This window comes from Paenibacillus sp. FSL K6-2524, assembly GCF_038005525.1.
Classification (GTDB): Bacteria; Bacillota; Bacilli; order Paenibacillales; family Paenibacillaceae; genus Fontibacillus; species Fontibacillus anaericanus.
In genome coordinates this window covers 1,979,758-1,994,403 of record NZ_JBBOSP010000001.1, presented here as the reverse complement: position 1 = coordinate 1,994,403, position 14,646 = coordinate 1,979,758, and the positions used below count along the sequence as shown (strand labels likewise).

Here is a 14,646-nt window from a genome sequence, read left to right as displayed (position 1 = left end):
AATACACATAGGGAAGTTTCGTTTAAACAAATATGAATCAGAAATAATAACTACTAATATGTGGATATTGGTGAAAGTATCAATCTAACGTCCATTTAGCTGTTAAATGCTCAGCTCCTTAAATCCAGATGGAGGTAATGAAATAATCAAAACCACAGCTTTATATGCTTCTTTCAATTGCCTCTCCGCCTTTTCTTTGATCTTCTCCCTGTATACGAGGCGGCTAATTTCCGCCTCGTCATCGTTCATTTAGTATAGATAATATCCACAATAATGTAATTAATATCCATCCTATGTATCTACAAATGATTACACGAGGGGGGAGATCATTGCCTTTTACTTTACTAGTTGTTGACAATATGCAATTAATTCCTCTATTTTGGCAACGATACGTTTTTGTTCTGCTAGTGGGGGGAGTGGTACAAGAATGATCTTTAATTTAGCAGCTTTGATACCTTTTGCTGTTGTTCCAGTAGCATTATTTAATAATTCTTGTTGAAAAAAAGGAGATTGGATAAAATAACAAATCAATTCATTATAAAAATGCTTTTTTCCGTATTGTTGAAAAGTAATCACTCTTTGCCCACAACTAGCAACTTCTATCGTATTTATTGCTACATTACCAAGTGGTGCTTCAGTTGTGAAAAGTATATCTCCTCTTTCTGTAATTCCTCTTAACATTCTTTCATTGTATTCAGCTTCTGAAATAAAATCTTCTTTTGAAAAATCCAAAAAACCTTTACGAATATTTGATGCTGTTATTAGTACAACTCCACTATTAATTTTATTTGGAGTCTTGCCTCTATAATCAATAAAATGTAAGATGTCATTTAACCTCACCCACTTCCAGGTTTCTGGAATTTCAAAAGGTATCTCATCCTCTGTTATTGGTGGCAGTGGTTTTTCCTTCTTAATCTTGCCCTCTTTAATCAGCTTAACTTTTTCTTCTTGAATCTGTTGATATAGTGCTTCGGCAGTACCCTCTTCATCTCGCTGTTCAACCAATTTTCCTTGGATAGCATATTGCAAAATGGATTTCGACATATCCTCTGGAAACTTCTTATTAAACACCTCTAATTTAGAATGGGCTTCACCGTATTTTTCAACATAAGGCATTAATTCTTCAATCTTGGCAACGATTCTCTTTTGTTCTTCGAGTGGGGGAATAGGAATCACTGCCTCAAGCACATTTTTTCTTTCAATTCCAGGAATCATACTTTTAGCTTTAGCCTTTAAAATGTTTACATAACTTTTAATAAATAAATGTATATATTCAATATCCATAATAAATGTTCTTAAAGACATGATTTGTCTGGCAATATGAACTTTATCTTCTTGCAAAATCGTTGTAGTCCCAACAGTTCCCTTACATGTTAATAATAAGTCGCCTTTCAATGCGATAGACTTTGGTTCATTTGTCCATCTATTAATAACTAGACTACCATCAATTATGTTACTAGCCCCTGTCAAATATGGAATACCCACTTTTGTATCGTTATATTTATTCGGTGTCATATCTTGACCTGATGTTAATAATATAACTTCTCCTAACCTTACCCATTCCCAACTTTCAGGAATGTCAAATGGGATCTCATCCTCTGTGATTTCTTGTATTGGCTTTCCCTTTTTTGTCAACTGCTCTTTTTCTGCCTTAATGTGTTTAAGCAGTTCTTTCGCAGTCCCCTCTTCTTCTCTTTGCTCAACCAGCTTCCCTTGTATCGCTAGTTGGAGTATGCTGTTCCTCAAACCCTGTGTATTCATCTTAATTACCTCCAAGCATAGAAGTAATCTGCTCTAGTACATGATCGATTTCAGCATTGAGTGAGGCTCTTTTTTCTTGATACTGATGTATCAAATCCATTGGTTCTAAAATCACTTCTTCCTCACGGGAAAATCCACATAAGTCAATGTTATAGTTCAAGGCTGCTATCTCATTAACTGTATATTTCTTGGCTTTTGGGAATCCGTCGACTTGGATTTCTTCTCGATTATCCCACCAATTTAATGCTGGTTCAAAATGCTCCAGTTTCATTGGTTTCGTCTTCGAGAAGTTCTTATAACCTTCTGGCATATCCAGGCGATAAAACCAAGTCTCCTCTGTTGGATGCGTGTTATCGAAGAACAGAATATTAGTTGTAATCGACGTGTAGGGAGCAAATACGCTATGAGGCAACCTCACAACAGTGTGGAGATTAAACTCTCCGAATAATTTCTTTTTGATATTGACTTTGGCATTATCCGTACCAAACAGGAATCCATCTGGAATGATAATGCCACATCTTCCATTTTTCTTGAGTCTGTACATGATGATATTCATAAACAGATCAGCAGTCTCAGAGCTTCTAAGGTCTGAGGGGAAATTGACTTTAACGCTATCCTTTTCATTACCACCATATGGCGGATTCATAAGAACCACATCGAACTGCTCCATCTTCCTGTATTCCTTGTAATCCGTTTCTAGCGTATTACCATGAATGATGTTTGGATTGTCAATATCATGAAGCAGCATGTTGGTAACACATAGGATGTGCGGAAGTGCCTTCTTCTCCACTCCATAAACAGAATTATTGTAGATCTCTCTGTTCTCAAGGGAGTTGCCAACCTGCTTTTCTAGAGCATTTAGAGCAGAAACTAAGAATCCACCCGTACCACAAGCGAAGTCTCCTATTTTATCATCTAGAGTCGGTTTAATCACCTCTACCATAAAATCGGTTACCGCTCTTGGTGTATAGAACTCCCCTGCGTTACCTGCACTCTGTAGGTCTTTCAGGAAAGATTCGTAAATCGTACCAAAGGCGTGGCGTTCTTCGTATTCTGTAAAATCAATCTCACCAATGATATTTATAACTTGCCGCAGTAACACGCCATCTTTTTGATAGTTGTTGGCATCTTCAAATGCATATTTCACAATGACCTGATTCATTGGGGTTTCATCATCAATTTCAAGATTCTTAAGGGTGGGAAAGAGTATATTATTCACAAAGTTTAACAAGGCATCGCCAGTAAGTGCTTGTCCGTCTTTCTCATCTACAGCCCAATCTCTCCATTTTAAACCTTCTGGAATAATTGATTTATAATTATCATCATACAGTTCCCATGCTTCTTCTTTTGCATCATAAATTTTTAAAAATAGTATCCAGACGATTTGTTCGATCCGTTGAGCATCGCCATTAATCCCTGCATCATTTCTCATAACGTCTTGAATTCTTTTAACGAAATTGGTTACTGCCATTCTTGTTTACCTGCCTTATGTGTTAGTTTATGTTATGCGTAATAAATCTCGTTCTCTAATTCCTGAACCGCCTTCTGATAAGCATCTTTTCCACCGAAGGCTTTGACTATTTTCATAGGACTTCCAAATTTGGAAAATTCCTTGAGTTGCAGCACTTTGGTTTCTTCAATTTCTTTAATGCCTTCATCGGCATACTTATGAAGCAATGTTTCTAATACTTGCTGTGCCAATTCAGAATACTTATAAAGATAATGACGTTTTTTTACGTTGTTTGCTCTTTCAGCTTTGGTTAGAGGTGGTTTATCATAGGCTAAATGACAGATTAAATCGAAATCATCCAGTTCTGTTTTGCCCAATTCTTCTCTTACCGCATCCAGCAAAACGCCTTCATCTCTTAATTCTTCAATGATGGCTTGTTTTTTTTGAGCTTCTGTCCATGTTCTAAGAAAATCATCAAGCCTTGCGTACTGTTGCAGGATATTTTTCTTAGTATAATCTATAAGACTCTCAGTAATCAGCTTACCGTCCTTATCCAGATATTGAACCCTCTCTGAAAGGACCTTTACGACAACATCACCAATATAATACTTTTTAGGTTTGTCATTATCATCAAAACCATCCGTATTGTAATCTCCTCTTGTTTCCATAACGCCACCTGCATTAGTGTAACTCTCAGTTTCATCAGAACTATCTACAATTGGCTCGATTATTGGCTCATCTCCATTGATGTCTATTACTACTTCTGGCTTTCCATCAAATGCTGGATCAGCAAATAATCTACTGGCATTACGAAAATCCATGATTGTGAAATATGTCTTTCCGTATTCTTCTAGAAGCCTTGTTCCTCTTCCGATAATTTGTTTAAACTCGGTCATTCCATTATCACCAAAATTGTTGTCGAGCACAATCAATTTGCACATTTTAGCATCCACACCAGTGGTCATTAATTTGCTGGTAACTGCAATAACAGGGTATGTACTTTCTTCATCAATAAAATATTCCAGTTGCGCTTTTCCCTCGTCATTATCCCCTGTTATACGCATGATATATTTATCATTTGCAGCATACAAATCTTTGTTTGCGTTAATCAAGGCTTGTTGCATTCGCATTGCATGCTCAATATCTACACAGAAAACAATCGTCTTGCTGTATCTGTCGGTCTTCCTTAAAAACTCTGTAATCTTGGCCGCAATTACCCTCGTTCTGTCATCAATAACCAAGGTTCTGTCGTAATCCTTGACATTATATTCTCTATCCTCGATTTCATAGCCATGTTTATCGACTTTCCCACTCTCTGGTCGATACCCTTCAAGGTCTTTATCAAGGCCGATTCTTATCACCTTATATGGGGCTAAAAAACCATCATCAATCCCCTGCTTTAAAGAATACTCATAAATAGGCTCGCCAAAGTAAGTTTGGCTTGAGGTTTCCTTCGTTTCAATAGGTGTAGCAGTACATCCTACATGAGTGGCTGAAGAAAAGTAATCTAGAATTTTTCTCCATGCAGAATCCTCTTTCGCACTGCCTCTATGACACTCATCTATAACAATCAGATCGAAGAAATTCGGTTGGAATTGCAAATAGCTTTCTTCTCCCTCATCCCCTGAAAGCTGCTGATATAGAGCAAGATAAATCTCATAAGAACTGTCTAGGGTTCTTTTCTCTACCTTTGTCATTTTGCCGCCAAATGGCTTGAAATCACCTGATATCGTTTGGTCTACCAATACATTTCTGTCCGCTAAAAATAATATCTTCTTTTTTAAACCAGCCTTCCAAAGTCTGTATATGATTTGAAATGCCATAAATGTTTTACCCGTTCCAGTGGCACATACCAATAATACTCGATCTTGTCCCTTTGCTACTGCATCCACAGTTCGATTAATAGCTATGCGCTGATAATATCTGGGGGTCTTGTAATCAGGCACATAATAATAAGGTTCCAAAAGGACCTTTTCTTCCGTATCGGTTATATTCTTATCCTTTAAGTATCTTCTATATAAATCTTCTGGCGAGGGAAACTCCTCAAGGCTTAGTTCTTTCACTTCACCCGTAATTAAATTTTGCTCAACAAATCCATCTCCATTGGAAGCATATACATAATAAATGTCGAGTGCCTTTGCATAGACAATGCCTTGCTGCAAACCTGCACCGACTGGATGATTATTAGCCTTTGCTTCAATGACAGCCAGAGGAAAGTTGTTCTTATAGAACAGAACATAATCCGCCCTTTTCCTCTTGCCTCTGGTAGTGATGTTTCCACGTAGTATGATTCTCCCAGCCGTAAATGCATATTCTAGACGAATTTGTTTTTTTAATTCCCATCCTGCATTAGTGATTGCTGGAGTGATATATCTGGCTTTGATATCTTCTTCAGATAAATCTCTCTTTGCCATTTGCTCAGTCCTTTCACTTGTAAAAATTATGAGTTCTTATCAAACGTGAAATTATGATATTCACTATTATATACCATGCAACTGTCAACTTGTTGTTAATGGGTATTTATTCCCATGATAAAAACCCTTCACCACGTGAAGGTCATCAACTACTTGATATTAATAGTCGATTGACTGCTACATGCGAAGCTAACATTTATTTAGAAAGCACAATCATATCTATATTTTCTTAAGATATTATATCTTGAGGAACATCTTCTTTAGTAATTAACATTAATGATTCTTTAGTAATATCCTCCGTCAACCTAGACAGTCTTTTCGATTGATTCAGCGTTATATCATCAAACAAATTCCGAACAAGACGGCCATTTGAAAAGTGATCATCTTTTTTATTTAGTTTCATTTGCAACACATTACGGACTTTTTCAATAACATTCTCTTGGGCAACATAATCATTTTGATTGCAAGTGTAATTGAATATTTGAACAAGCTCATCGAGTGAGTAATCGCTGAATGAAATAAATGTATTGAATCTTGACTTTAATCCTGGATTGGATTCAAAGAACTTCTCCATTAAATTTGTATACCCAGCTACGATCACAACTAGGTCATCGCGATAATCTTCGAGAGCTTTTGTTAACTCAGTAAGGCTTTCTCTCCCATAACTATCACTATGATCATTCTCTGTTATGCTATACGCCTCATCAATAAATAGGACTCCACCTTTTGCACGATTAATTAATCTTTTCACCTTAATTGCTGTTTGTCCTTGATACTCAGCAATTAAATCGGTCCTGCTCGCTTCAATGAATTGACCTTTACTCAGTAATCCGATAGCTTTGTACATTCTCCCAACAATACGAGCCACTGTAGTTTTAGCTGTACCAGGATTTCCAAGAAACGCCATATGTAAAGTTTTGTTAGACTTCTTTAGTCCGTTTTTCTCCCGTAAATGTTGTACTTGATTAAAATCAATCAAATCACGGACTTGCTGCTTCACATTTTCGAGTCCAACCAATTCATCTAATTGGTTAAGTAGCACATCTAGTGAGACATTGGACGACTCTTTTAAGTCCTGGAAAATTCCATCAACTTTTGATGCTCCAAGATACTTATATAACATCTCAACAATTTTTTCTTGCTTTTGTTCCATGTTAGGTAAGGATTGTTTCTTAGTTAAGATACCTAAGTTTTTGATTAACTCTAATACAGCCCTATCATTTTGTTCATCAGTTATTTCTCGAACTAATCGTTCAAAATCAGATGTTTGTCCCAAGAAAACATCTAACTGCTTAGTTTCTTTAATTAGCTGGTATTTGTAATTCTCTGAAATCATCATAAAACCCCACTTATTATCAAAACTAATAGAACACATATTATAGTGATACTAATAAATGAAATAACTTGAGTAATCTTCAATGCTTTTGATAAGTTCCTTGCCACCAGATTAAGCTCTGCAACTTCATTTTTTGCCCCTGACAATTCAGATTTAAGATATGTAGATATACTTTCTGCTTGTTGCTCGATTCCAACATTGAGTTTCTTAATATCATCTTCAAAATTCCTCTTGTTTGTTGTGAACTCGTTAATAGTTGAATCCAATTTGGCATCAAACTCAGAATTCTTTTGAGCAACTTTTTCAGATAAGATCTGGATTTCATCCTGAATTAATCGTTTTATATCATTGAGTTTCTCTTTATGAATATCATTTTTTTTATTTAGAGCTTCGATGTTAGTCTTGTTTTCTGTACTTAATGCTTCGATTTTAGATATATTTTCATTTTGATTTGAAACAAGTTGTTTTACTGCTTGAAATTGTTCAAATTGACTTTCTTTTAGGTAATTAAGATCATTTAGAAAAACTGACTGCGAAGATACCAATGATTTCATTTCATCGGTCAGATCAGCTAATGAAAGATTTTGAGTTTCAACCTTGGTTTCGAGTAATTTAAGGTTACTCTCTATTGCCGAAAGGTCCCAAAAAATTGTATCAACATCAGTCAAGTGTTCGATCTTTTCAATTTTCTCTTTGAATTTTTTCAAAACCAGAATGACCTGTTTCTGCTGATCAATAATTTGTTTGATTTCATTTTGGTGTATTTGAACGCCTTCGATTCCTTTTAATGCTTTTGCGTTAGCTTCTTCAGCTACTTTCAGTGAGATTAAAATCCCATTAATATATTCTTTATCTAATGCGGAAAATGTATCATAAATAGTGTTAAATTCTTTAATTGTTCTAACAAGAACTTGATTCTGTTTAATCATTTTCTCCTGAATATTTTGAGTAAGCGTATTTAGGTCACTACCTGTTACCTTATAATCAAACCACCCAAAAAGCCCTCCCGAACCTGGAACACTAGGTAAAATCTCTTCTTTAGGTAAGTTTTCACTAAATGCCTTTAATTCATTTTTCTTTTTATTGAAATCATTGGTGCTGTTATTCATAGTGCCTACCTGGATAATATTTTGATTTTGCTTTCTTTCGGTTTTAATTGACATTTCTGATCACCTCAAAGTAAGTCTTCTAAATCTTTCTGCATTTGAACTAAATCACTCTGATTATTACTAATACTGTCAGTATTTATAGAAACATTAGTCTGATCTCCATCAAATATCTTATTAAGCGATTGTCGCATTACTTCTTTTGCTAATGCGTGATTCTCTGAAATTTCGCTCATAACATTTTCTTTACTTGCTGCTACAAGACTTTCAGTTGCAAACAGTTGTACTTGCTGAAGATTCATAATCTTATTTTTCTTATTAATAATTTGCTGATCAATTTCTTGTTTTGCCTTTCTGGAGATAAATTTATCGATAAGGTTTAGTACTATTGCGCCTACTAATCCAGACACTAAGCTTGATAAAAATAAACCAATCATATTCGCAAGAGTACCAATCAGTGGGATCTCAATTTGCATTCCAGGAACTGTAGTAAATAAGATTTTTTCAAAAACCTCTCCTAAGAAAATCGCACTACCACCAACTAATCCAACTGTTATTATTTTTCCAACTAGTGCTACCTTTACGGACAAAGGTTTTTCCTTATTTTTCTTATCTCGAAGAAAATTAACGGCTTCAACAACAGACGATATCCCTTGTTTAATTAAACTTGATAGCTTCTTAAAAATACTTACAATAGGTCCAAAAATTTCAGATACAATTGTTCCGATTAATGTTGATGTTCCCGTCTGAAAAACACTGAATATTTTGGAGAAGAATGATCTTATCGATTCCTTCATTTTAGATAAGAACCCATTAAGTGACTTAGACTTTTCCTTGAAAAAACGGATTAAACCATTCATGATTTCTTTCAACAACGTAAAAAGCGCTGAGATAGCCATTGTCTTCAAAGCATCTTTTCCAGCTTTTTTCCCTACTTCTTTAGCTGCATCCAATCGAATATCTTTATTAATTGCTTTTCTTGCTCCGTTATCAGCTTTCATCATAAGATCGTCATCAGCAGCAATTTTATTGTTAAAACGTTTGTTATTTTCTTCTTTTTGCCAACGTTTATCAGCATCGGACATATTTGATTCATCAATCTTTTTATTTGCCTTTTCGTTTTGTTCAATCAGAGATTTTTCCCTAGTCTCACGGGTTTCTGTATACTCTTTGTTACTCTTGGCACCTTTACTTTTATTTAAAGATTCGTTTGTCGGCTTTAGGTTTTCCTCTTTGTTGGCAAGGTTAGCTACATCTAAATTTGCTTGCTTCCTTCTTTGATTATCGAATAGCTCTTTTCTTGATACGACATGATCTAAATTAGCCGTTTCTCCAAGTTTCAAGTCTTTTCCTGTGTACTCATCCTTCAAATTTCCAGTTTTTTGTTGCTCCTTCATTGCCTTATTGGCATCTTTGTATCGTTTATCTTGCATAACGGAATCGGCAATATCCTTATACTCTTCAGGATGCTCTCTATCATATTTTTGAATTAATGTTTCATTAGTCATGTCGAGACCAATTTGATTCCCAAACTGTTTCCAAACCTCATCCAAGACTATTTTTCCTAAAGAATCAGGATCAGATAATTTTTCTCTATCACCTTCCAGTAGCTCTAAATCAGAAAAGCTTTCTTCTAACTGTTTTGATAAAAAACCTTCAATTTCTTCAAAATCAAAGTCAGTTTCTATATTATTAATTTCAATATTTAGGATTTCATTTTTATTAGCCACAGATTCAAACAGTCCTTCCAAATATATTTTTATAATCATACTAATCTACAGAAGGACTCCCCCAAAAAGTGAAATTGCTATTACTCATACCATTCACCTCTGGATGATTTATTTTTAAAATGTAAAATGATGCATAGGAAAATATTCCTAAGTCCATAATAACATGTCTAAATACAAGGAGAGTATAAAAAAATAAGGACTCAAGTTGAGTCCCGATAATTGATCTCATCAATACGTCTAAGCCAGGCATCGAAATAACTTCTGCTGAGGTTCTCCACCCAATGATTACATAATAGATAATCATATCCATAGATCGAATACGGATCAGCGTAGAATCTTGGACGTCCATTTATATTCCGCTGTTCGGTCAAGGAACAGGTTGGGTCGACCTTCTTCAATATGGGGTACGTGATGTTGAAGGTTCTTTTGGCATAGTCTAACCGCTGCAACCGCTCAATCTCTTGCACAGTTAATACATCATTCGCAATCAAGCGTTCAAAACTGGATTTAACAAAAGCACCAATCTTTATTTCCTCAGATCCTTTAAAATCGGCTGGCATTTTCTTAATCTTAAACTTGCTTATCGACTGCCCTATACTCTGCTTATCCTCCGCGAAAAGATTATACATTTGTATACTTCGCATAAACAGCTCCGAAGTATCAGACACAGAATTGGATAAGGCTGTAACCACATTGAAGATTTTGTCCTTGAAGTCTTCATTGCACAGAAGCTCAAAACGAAAATCTAAACCTTTTGCATGGAACAGCTCCTGGAGTTCGGCTATGTAGAGTTGCAGCGGTTCACTTATTGCACCATATATTTTTGGAGCAGCAAATATAATATTTCCAGCATTCAAATTGAAATACCCATGAATCGCCATAGCAGTGCGAATCATTTTCTTCAGTACTCTGGAAATTGTTTCTTCTTTTGAGCCGTAATTCAAGCCATACTCATGAAAAGCTACATCTATTCCGTATATACTCTCAACACCATTTAGCCCTCCAACTTCCATACCCAAAGCATCAATCTCCGCTTGTTGGAGTAGTTGGGAGAATGAACTGTTCTGTTTAAACAAATCAAGGCTGTATTTCTGTTTAAAATACTGGTCTGAATCTTTCATCATACTTTCGACGACAGCTTCGTTATGAATTTCCCAAGACTTCACCGATGGCTTCCAGTTCAACTGAACAAGCTGACAATTCTTTGCATGTCTCAGCCATGAGAGCATCAAGGATTCTCCGATTTCTATTTTCATTGAATCAGTCCTCTCTGTTATTTTGATATTAAATTTCTATGGCTGATTCAATTTTTCCAATATACAATGGAATGTTGCTTGGAATATTAGTACCACCAATTACTTTGATAGGGCCAATGAGTTGTCCTTCAATTAATGGTGTACCCGTAAGAAGCTCAACAAACGTCTGAAAATCTTCATTGTTTTGTTTCGATTTTTTCGAGTGTATTCCCGATGGTACGAACTCATGAACAACAAATACGGCCTGATCGCAGTTGTTTATGCGGGCCTCTATTAATGTTCCAGCAACGGCGTGAAGTAACTGATAACGGATATGTCCAAATTCCCTATAACCAAAAACAGAAAGACCTAATTGCTTTATTCGTTCAGGTACTTTTGTTCTTGGATTGGTTGAATATCTTTTGATCAGATTAGAGATAACTTCTCCGAATGGTTCATCAGCTTTCGCTTCGATAGAAATTAATATTTTATTGACAGATGTTTTTCCATATACAATCAAATCATGTTTACGCCCACTGCCGTTGAAGGCATCCAATTTAGTTTCGCACTCAGGTATGGCTATCTCGGCAATAACACCTTTAGTATCTTGATGTGAGTCTAACAACCGTTCCAACTCCCCAGGAACCTTAGGTTCACCAGAATTAATCCATGACTTTGCAAGTTCCTTCGCACTTCTACCATCTATCCAATGTGCTTCACCTTTTGCTGGAGGAGCATGTTGAAACCAGTCCGTCAAATTAGAAATATTTAATCCAGATCGATTTTTTATTTCCATTTTGCATCTCCTCAAAGAATTTAGTTTTCATTTGGACTCGCAGATGTTAATTAATGTAATCTTAACACAATTAGATTGCTATTGGTTTATGTTATAATGAGCAAAAGGCGGTGAATGAAATGTCCATTTCCAAGGAACAATTGGAGCAAAGCTTTCAGGGCAAAGCTTATGTTGAACTTAAAGATCTGGTGCAATTGATCGAGGATAATTTCGGATTTAATGTTACGCTTCAGAGGAAAGATGAACCTGTATTTTCTGACGAACAGAAGAAAAGAATGATATCCGTCATTTTCAAAGATGAAGATGTTCTATACCAGCTTCGTCAGGCCAAGCATGACCGAGAGAATGGGATTTCAACATACAGTGAGAGCGAAGATGAGTTTGCACAATTACTGAAAGAGGTCCAGAATGAAGTCTGACCGTTATAAGGTTCTCTGGACCACTTACGCTCGGGTAGCTCTTGCCAGAATGAAGGAATATAAAGTAGACCCCATGAACGTCTTCAGACGCTCTAAATCTGTCTTGGCCGATGAGCCGAAATACAAAGCTGATGGAGTCTCTGACTTTCCTGGGTTTGAGTTCAACGGATACTACTGGACTTTGATCGGCAACGTAGTCGTCATTTACAGGATTGACGAGGAGCTTCACACGGTGTATGTCGATGCTTGTTATTTTGCCAATACAGGACTGTCCCATTATATCTTCTGGGCATCGATCCTGACGACGAATAGCCCAGCCAGAAAATCAACTATGGTTGGGCTATTTGCATTCCAAGTAGTCCCCTCAATGCTGCTTCAAGCGGTAAAAACCTCTGCGAAATTCTGAATTTTTCGGTTTAATAGCTATTAAAAACGAATTAATAATATCAGAGGCAGAAATCAAGGTATTTATCCAACTTACAAATAATAAGATGCTCTTTATATCTTCGGATGATACAAATGACAAAATGAACGGCAACATCGACAATGTAACAAAAGGCAGGCTCATAAATACCCAAAATCTTGCTTTGGATAAAATTGCATCTGTATGTATCCAGAAAAATATGCCTTTAAACGTTAAGCTAATATCCCCTTTTTTGATAATTACCATGATGTGAAGGATTTCATGAAGAACGAAAACCATTACCCCTGCTAACATAAGAATGAATGTATTGATATGAGGGAGCCACCCTCCCATGAAATTGGGAATTAGAAGGATGATAACTTGTAGTAGATAAACAAACTTCATATAGTGATTCCGAAACCAATGATTCTGTATAAAAGGGTGCCATTTTGACATGTCTATACTTAATTGTGGTAAGTGTCGAAACCACAGGATCATAACCGCCCGCTCCTTTAATCAACTATCTCTTGATTACTTTATTTCTTCAATATCAACGAGCCATTTACGTATCTTTGGATCATTTACTCTCCCTAACGCATAAAGAACCCACTTTTTAATCTCAAGCCAAGTCAAACCATAATCGCCCAGCTCGGCCTTATGTCGTTTCAAGAACCAATAAAGCGATTCTGCTTCATACGGAGCAATCGTCAGAATTTTCAAGTTTGCTATAGATGCTACTACATCAAAGTCTGGAGAGTAGGCTGTAGTTGCAGCAGCCTCTTTAATCGTCTGCCGAGTCAATTCTGAATAATTGTACCCTTTCTCCATTTGATCATTATCCGCACCAGTATGCTGGTCCCTAAGTGAGGCTTCCCTTTGAATAGCATCAATTTGGAGAAGTACCTGATTTGCAAACTCTGTTCGGTCTCTATCCTCTTGTTCCTTATCGCTGAGCAGAATTTCATCCCTAATGACTAGGGCCTGCGAAATATTCATTCGATATCCTTTGGTTAACGCGAAGGCCCGAAACGGCGATCGCATTAGATCCAGGATTAATCGGTATACAGAGAAAGTGATTTCATCACCAACAGAATGGACGTAATAAAGGCTTCTGACGTCGCTCTTTATTGTACCGTGAGCATTATAGCCAAATAAAGTATAGAGATTGTATTCTGGAAACTCCTCGTATAGCTCTTGAAGCAGCTTGTCCCATTTGTGGTCCTCTTCTGTTTTTATTGCAAGTCCATACTCAGCTTCCCATAGATGTAGCACCCTATGCTCATAATCGTCCGCCAGTTCCCTGTCCTCCACAAACCAGATCGTCTCAAGCCCTTTACCTACAAAATATTTATTTCGAGAATTTATCGCTTTAACTACTTTTTGATCACCGATTTGGTGCACATTTGTAATGATTGAGACTGCAAATTCACGGCCATTCTTGTTAACGTAAATGTCAGGATATTGACTCCATTTTTCTGTGGCCTTTTCTTTATAACCGTACTCTACCTTTAAGTCGGGACGGATCAATTCCTGCCCCTTCAGTTCGTTATAAATGATTTCTTTAATTACGGTATGCTTCTGGCTTTCACGAGCCGTCTGCCTGTTGTATGTATCGTAAGCCTTTGATTCCTGACAGGTCTTACCGCTAAGATGTGCAAAATGAATATCACGGATTTCTCCTGCTCGAAGCAGCAACTGCTCATGGCAGTATGGGCAGGTCATGGCCTTCTTCTCGGCCGCCTTTTTGAATTTGTCAATTACCCTCTCCTTTTCACTTTCTGCATATCTGCTTAGCTCTGATGTGATATTTAGAAGCTTCCCCTCATACATGGCAATATCCATTGTCAGCACTCCTGTCTAATCAGAATGAGAGCATATTCTACAGTATTCGAGGCGATTCCTCCATTATTTAGTTTAATTCACTAAATGTACACTTGTATGTTAAACCCAGAAACCTAAGACGCTATTTACGAAAGCTGTCCATAATGGTAAATAG

General features: G+C 36.5%; 13 protein-coding genes. 2 read left to right on the top strand and 11 right to left on the bottom strand.

Annotated elements, in window-relative coordinates; all coding sequences use genetic code 11:
• Positions 1–102: 102 nt before the first annotated feature.
• The 9 genes from NST85_RS08815 to NST85_RS08775 form a co-directional block, all read right to left on the bottom strand.
• The gene (locus tag NST85_RS08815; RefSeq protein WP_341189100.1) at positions 103–249 is read right to left on the bottom strand and encodes a hypothetical protein; all 147 of its coding nucleotides are present in this window, start codon (positions 247–249) and stop codon (positions 103–105) included.
• Positions 250–336: 87 nt separating this feature from the next.
• The gene (locus tag NST85_RS08810) at positions 337–1,761 is read right to left on the bottom strand and encodes a restriction endonuclease subunit S (RefSeq protein ID WP_341189099.1); all 1,425 of its coding nucleotides are present in this window, start codon (positions 1,759–1,761) and stop codon (positions 337–339) included.
• A gap of 1 nt (position 1,762) precedes the next feature.
• Positions 1,763–3,232, bottom strand: a complete 1,470-nt coding sequence (locus NST85_RS08805; RefSeq protein ID WP_341189098.1) for a class I SAM-dependent DNA methyltransferase — start codon at positions 3,230–3,232, stop codon at positions 1,763–1,765.
• Between the two features lie 32 nt (positions 3,233–3,264).
• Entirely contained in the window at positions 3,265–5,625 is a 2,361-nt protein-coding gene (gene hsdR, locus NST85_RS08800) for an EcoAI/FtnUII family type I restriction enzme subunit R (protein ID WP_341189097.1), read from the bottom strand.
• Positions 5,626–5,854: 229 nt separating this feature from the next.
• Positions 5,855–6,964, bottom strand: coding sequence for an AAA family ATPase (locus tag NST85_RS08795; RefSeq protein ID WP_341189096.1), 1,110 nt, complete (start codon positions 6,962–6,964; stop codon positions 5,855–5,857).
• Positions 6,961–8,124, bottom strand: coding sequence for a hypothetical protein (locus NST85_RS08790; RefSeq protein ID WP_341189095.1), 1,164 nt, complete (start codon positions 8,122–8,124; stop codon positions 6,961–6,963). The genes NST85_RS08795 and NST85_RS08790 overlap by 4 nt, the downstream gene beginning before the upstream one ends.
• An 11-nt stretch (positions 8,125–8,135) precedes the next feature.
• A complete protein-coding gene (locus NST85_RS08785; protein WP_341189094.1) occupies positions 8,136–9,836 on the bottom strand; it encodes a hypothetical protein in 1,701 nt (566 codons plus the stop codon).
• Positions 9,837–9,997: 161 nt separating this feature from the next.
• Entirely contained in the window at positions 9,998–11,053 is a 1,056-nt protein-coding gene (locus NST85_RS08780; protein ID WP_341189093.1) for a hypothetical protein, read from the bottom strand.
• Between the two features lie 28 nt (positions 11,054–11,081).
• Positions 11,082–11,828: a DUF6946 family protein gene (locus NST85_RS08775; protein ID WP_341189092.1), complete on the bottom strand. Its 747-nt coding sequence runs from the start codon at positions 11,826–11,828 to the stop codon at positions 11,082–11,084.
• A gap of 119 nt (positions 11,829–11,947) precedes the next feature.
• Between NST85_RS08775 and NST85_RS08770 the strand changes: the two genes are divergently transcribed.
• The gene (locus tag NST85_RS08770; protein ID WP_341189091.1) at positions 11,948–12,247 is read left to right on the top strand and encodes a hypothetical protein; all 300 of its coding nucleotides are present in this window, start codon (positions 11,948–11,950) and stop codon (positions 12,245–12,247) included.
• Positions 12,237–12,653: a hypothetical protein gene (locus NST85_RS08765; protein ID WP_341189090.1), complete on the top strand. Its 417-nt coding sequence runs from the start codon at positions 12,237–12,239 to the stop codon at positions 12,651–12,653. Before NST85_RS08770 ends, NST85_RS08765 begins: the two co-directional genes overlap by 11 nt.
• Here the strand turns inward: NST85_RS08765 and NST85_RS08760 are convergent.
• Both NST85_RS08760 and NST85_RS08755 read right to left on the bottom strand, forming a co-directional pair.
• Positions 12,612–13,148, bottom strand: a complete 537-nt coding sequence (locus tag NST85_RS08760) for a DUF3267 domain-containing protein (protein ID WP_341189089.1) — start codon at positions 13,146–13,148, stop codon at positions 12,612–12,614. The two genes, NST85_RS08765 and NST85_RS08760, sit on opposite strands and share 42 nt — an antisense overlap.
• Before the next feature lie 33 nt (positions 13,149–13,181).
• The gene (locus NST85_RS08755) at positions 13,182–14,492 is read right to left on the bottom strand and encodes a competence protein CoiA family protein (protein ID WP_341189088.1); all 1,311 of its coding nucleotides are present in this window, start codon (positions 14,490–14,492) and stop codon (positions 13,182–13,184) included.
• Between the last annotated feature and the right edge of the window lie 154 nt (positions 14,493–14,646).

What these genes read in the sequence shown, in the direction of transcription:
- NST85_RS08790 (WP_341189095.1), bottom strand. Translation starts at nt 8,124, where the DNA reads ATGTCAATTAAAACCGAAAGAAAGCAAAATCAAAATATTATCCAGGTA.
- NST85_RS08760 (WP_341189089.1), bottom strand. Translation starts at nt 13,148, where the DNA reads ATGATCCTGTGGTTTCGACACTTACCACAATTAAGTATAGACATGTCA.
- NST85_RS08780 (WP_341189093.1), bottom strand. Translation starts at nt 11,053, where the DNA reads ATGAAAATAGAAATCGGAGAATCCTTGATGCTCTCATGGCTGAGACAT.
- NST85_RS08795 (WP_341189096.1), bottom strand. Translation starts at nt 6,964, where the DNA reads ATGATGATTTCAGAGAATTACAAATACCAGCTAATTAAAGAAACTAAG.
- NST85_RS08765 (WP_341189090.1), top strand. Translation starts at nt 12,237, where the DNA reads ATGAAGTCTGACCGTTATAAGGTTCTCTGGACCACTTACGCTCGGGTA.
- NST85_RS08785 (WP_341189094.1), bottom strand. Translation starts at nt 9,836, where the DNA reads ATGATTATAAAAATATATTTGGAAGGACTGTTTGAATCTGTGGCTAAT.
- NST85_RS08770 (WP_341189091.1), top strand. Translation starts at nt 11,948, where the DNA reads ATGTCCATTTCCAAGGAACAATTGGAGCAAAGCTTTCAGGGCAAAGCT.
- NST85_RS08810 (WP_341189099.1), bottom strand. Translation starts at nt 1,761, where the DNA reads ATGAATACACAGGGTTTGAGGAACAGCATACTCCAACTAGCGATACAA.
- NST85_RS08815 (WP_341189100.1), bottom strand. Translation starts at nt 249, where the DNA reads ATGAACGATGACGAGGCGGAAATTAGCCGCCTCGTATACAGGGAGAAG.
- NST85_RS08805 (WP_341189098.1), bottom strand. Translation starts at nt 3,232, where the DNA reads ATGGCAGTAACCAATTTCGTTAAAAGAATTCAAGACGTTATGAGAAAT.
- NST85_RS08755 (WP_341189088.1), bottom strand. Translation starts at nt 14,492, where the DNA reads ATGGATATTGCCATGTATGAGGGGAAGCTTCTAAATATCACATCAGAG.
- hsdR (WP_341189097.1), bottom strand. Translation starts at nt 5,625, where the DNA reads ATGGCAAAGAGAGATTTATCTGAAGAAGATATCAAAGCCAGATATATC.
- NST85_RS08775 (WP_341189092.1), bottom strand. Translation starts at nt 11,828, where the DNA reads ATGGAAATAAAAAATCGATCTGGATTAAATATTTCTAATTTGACGGAC.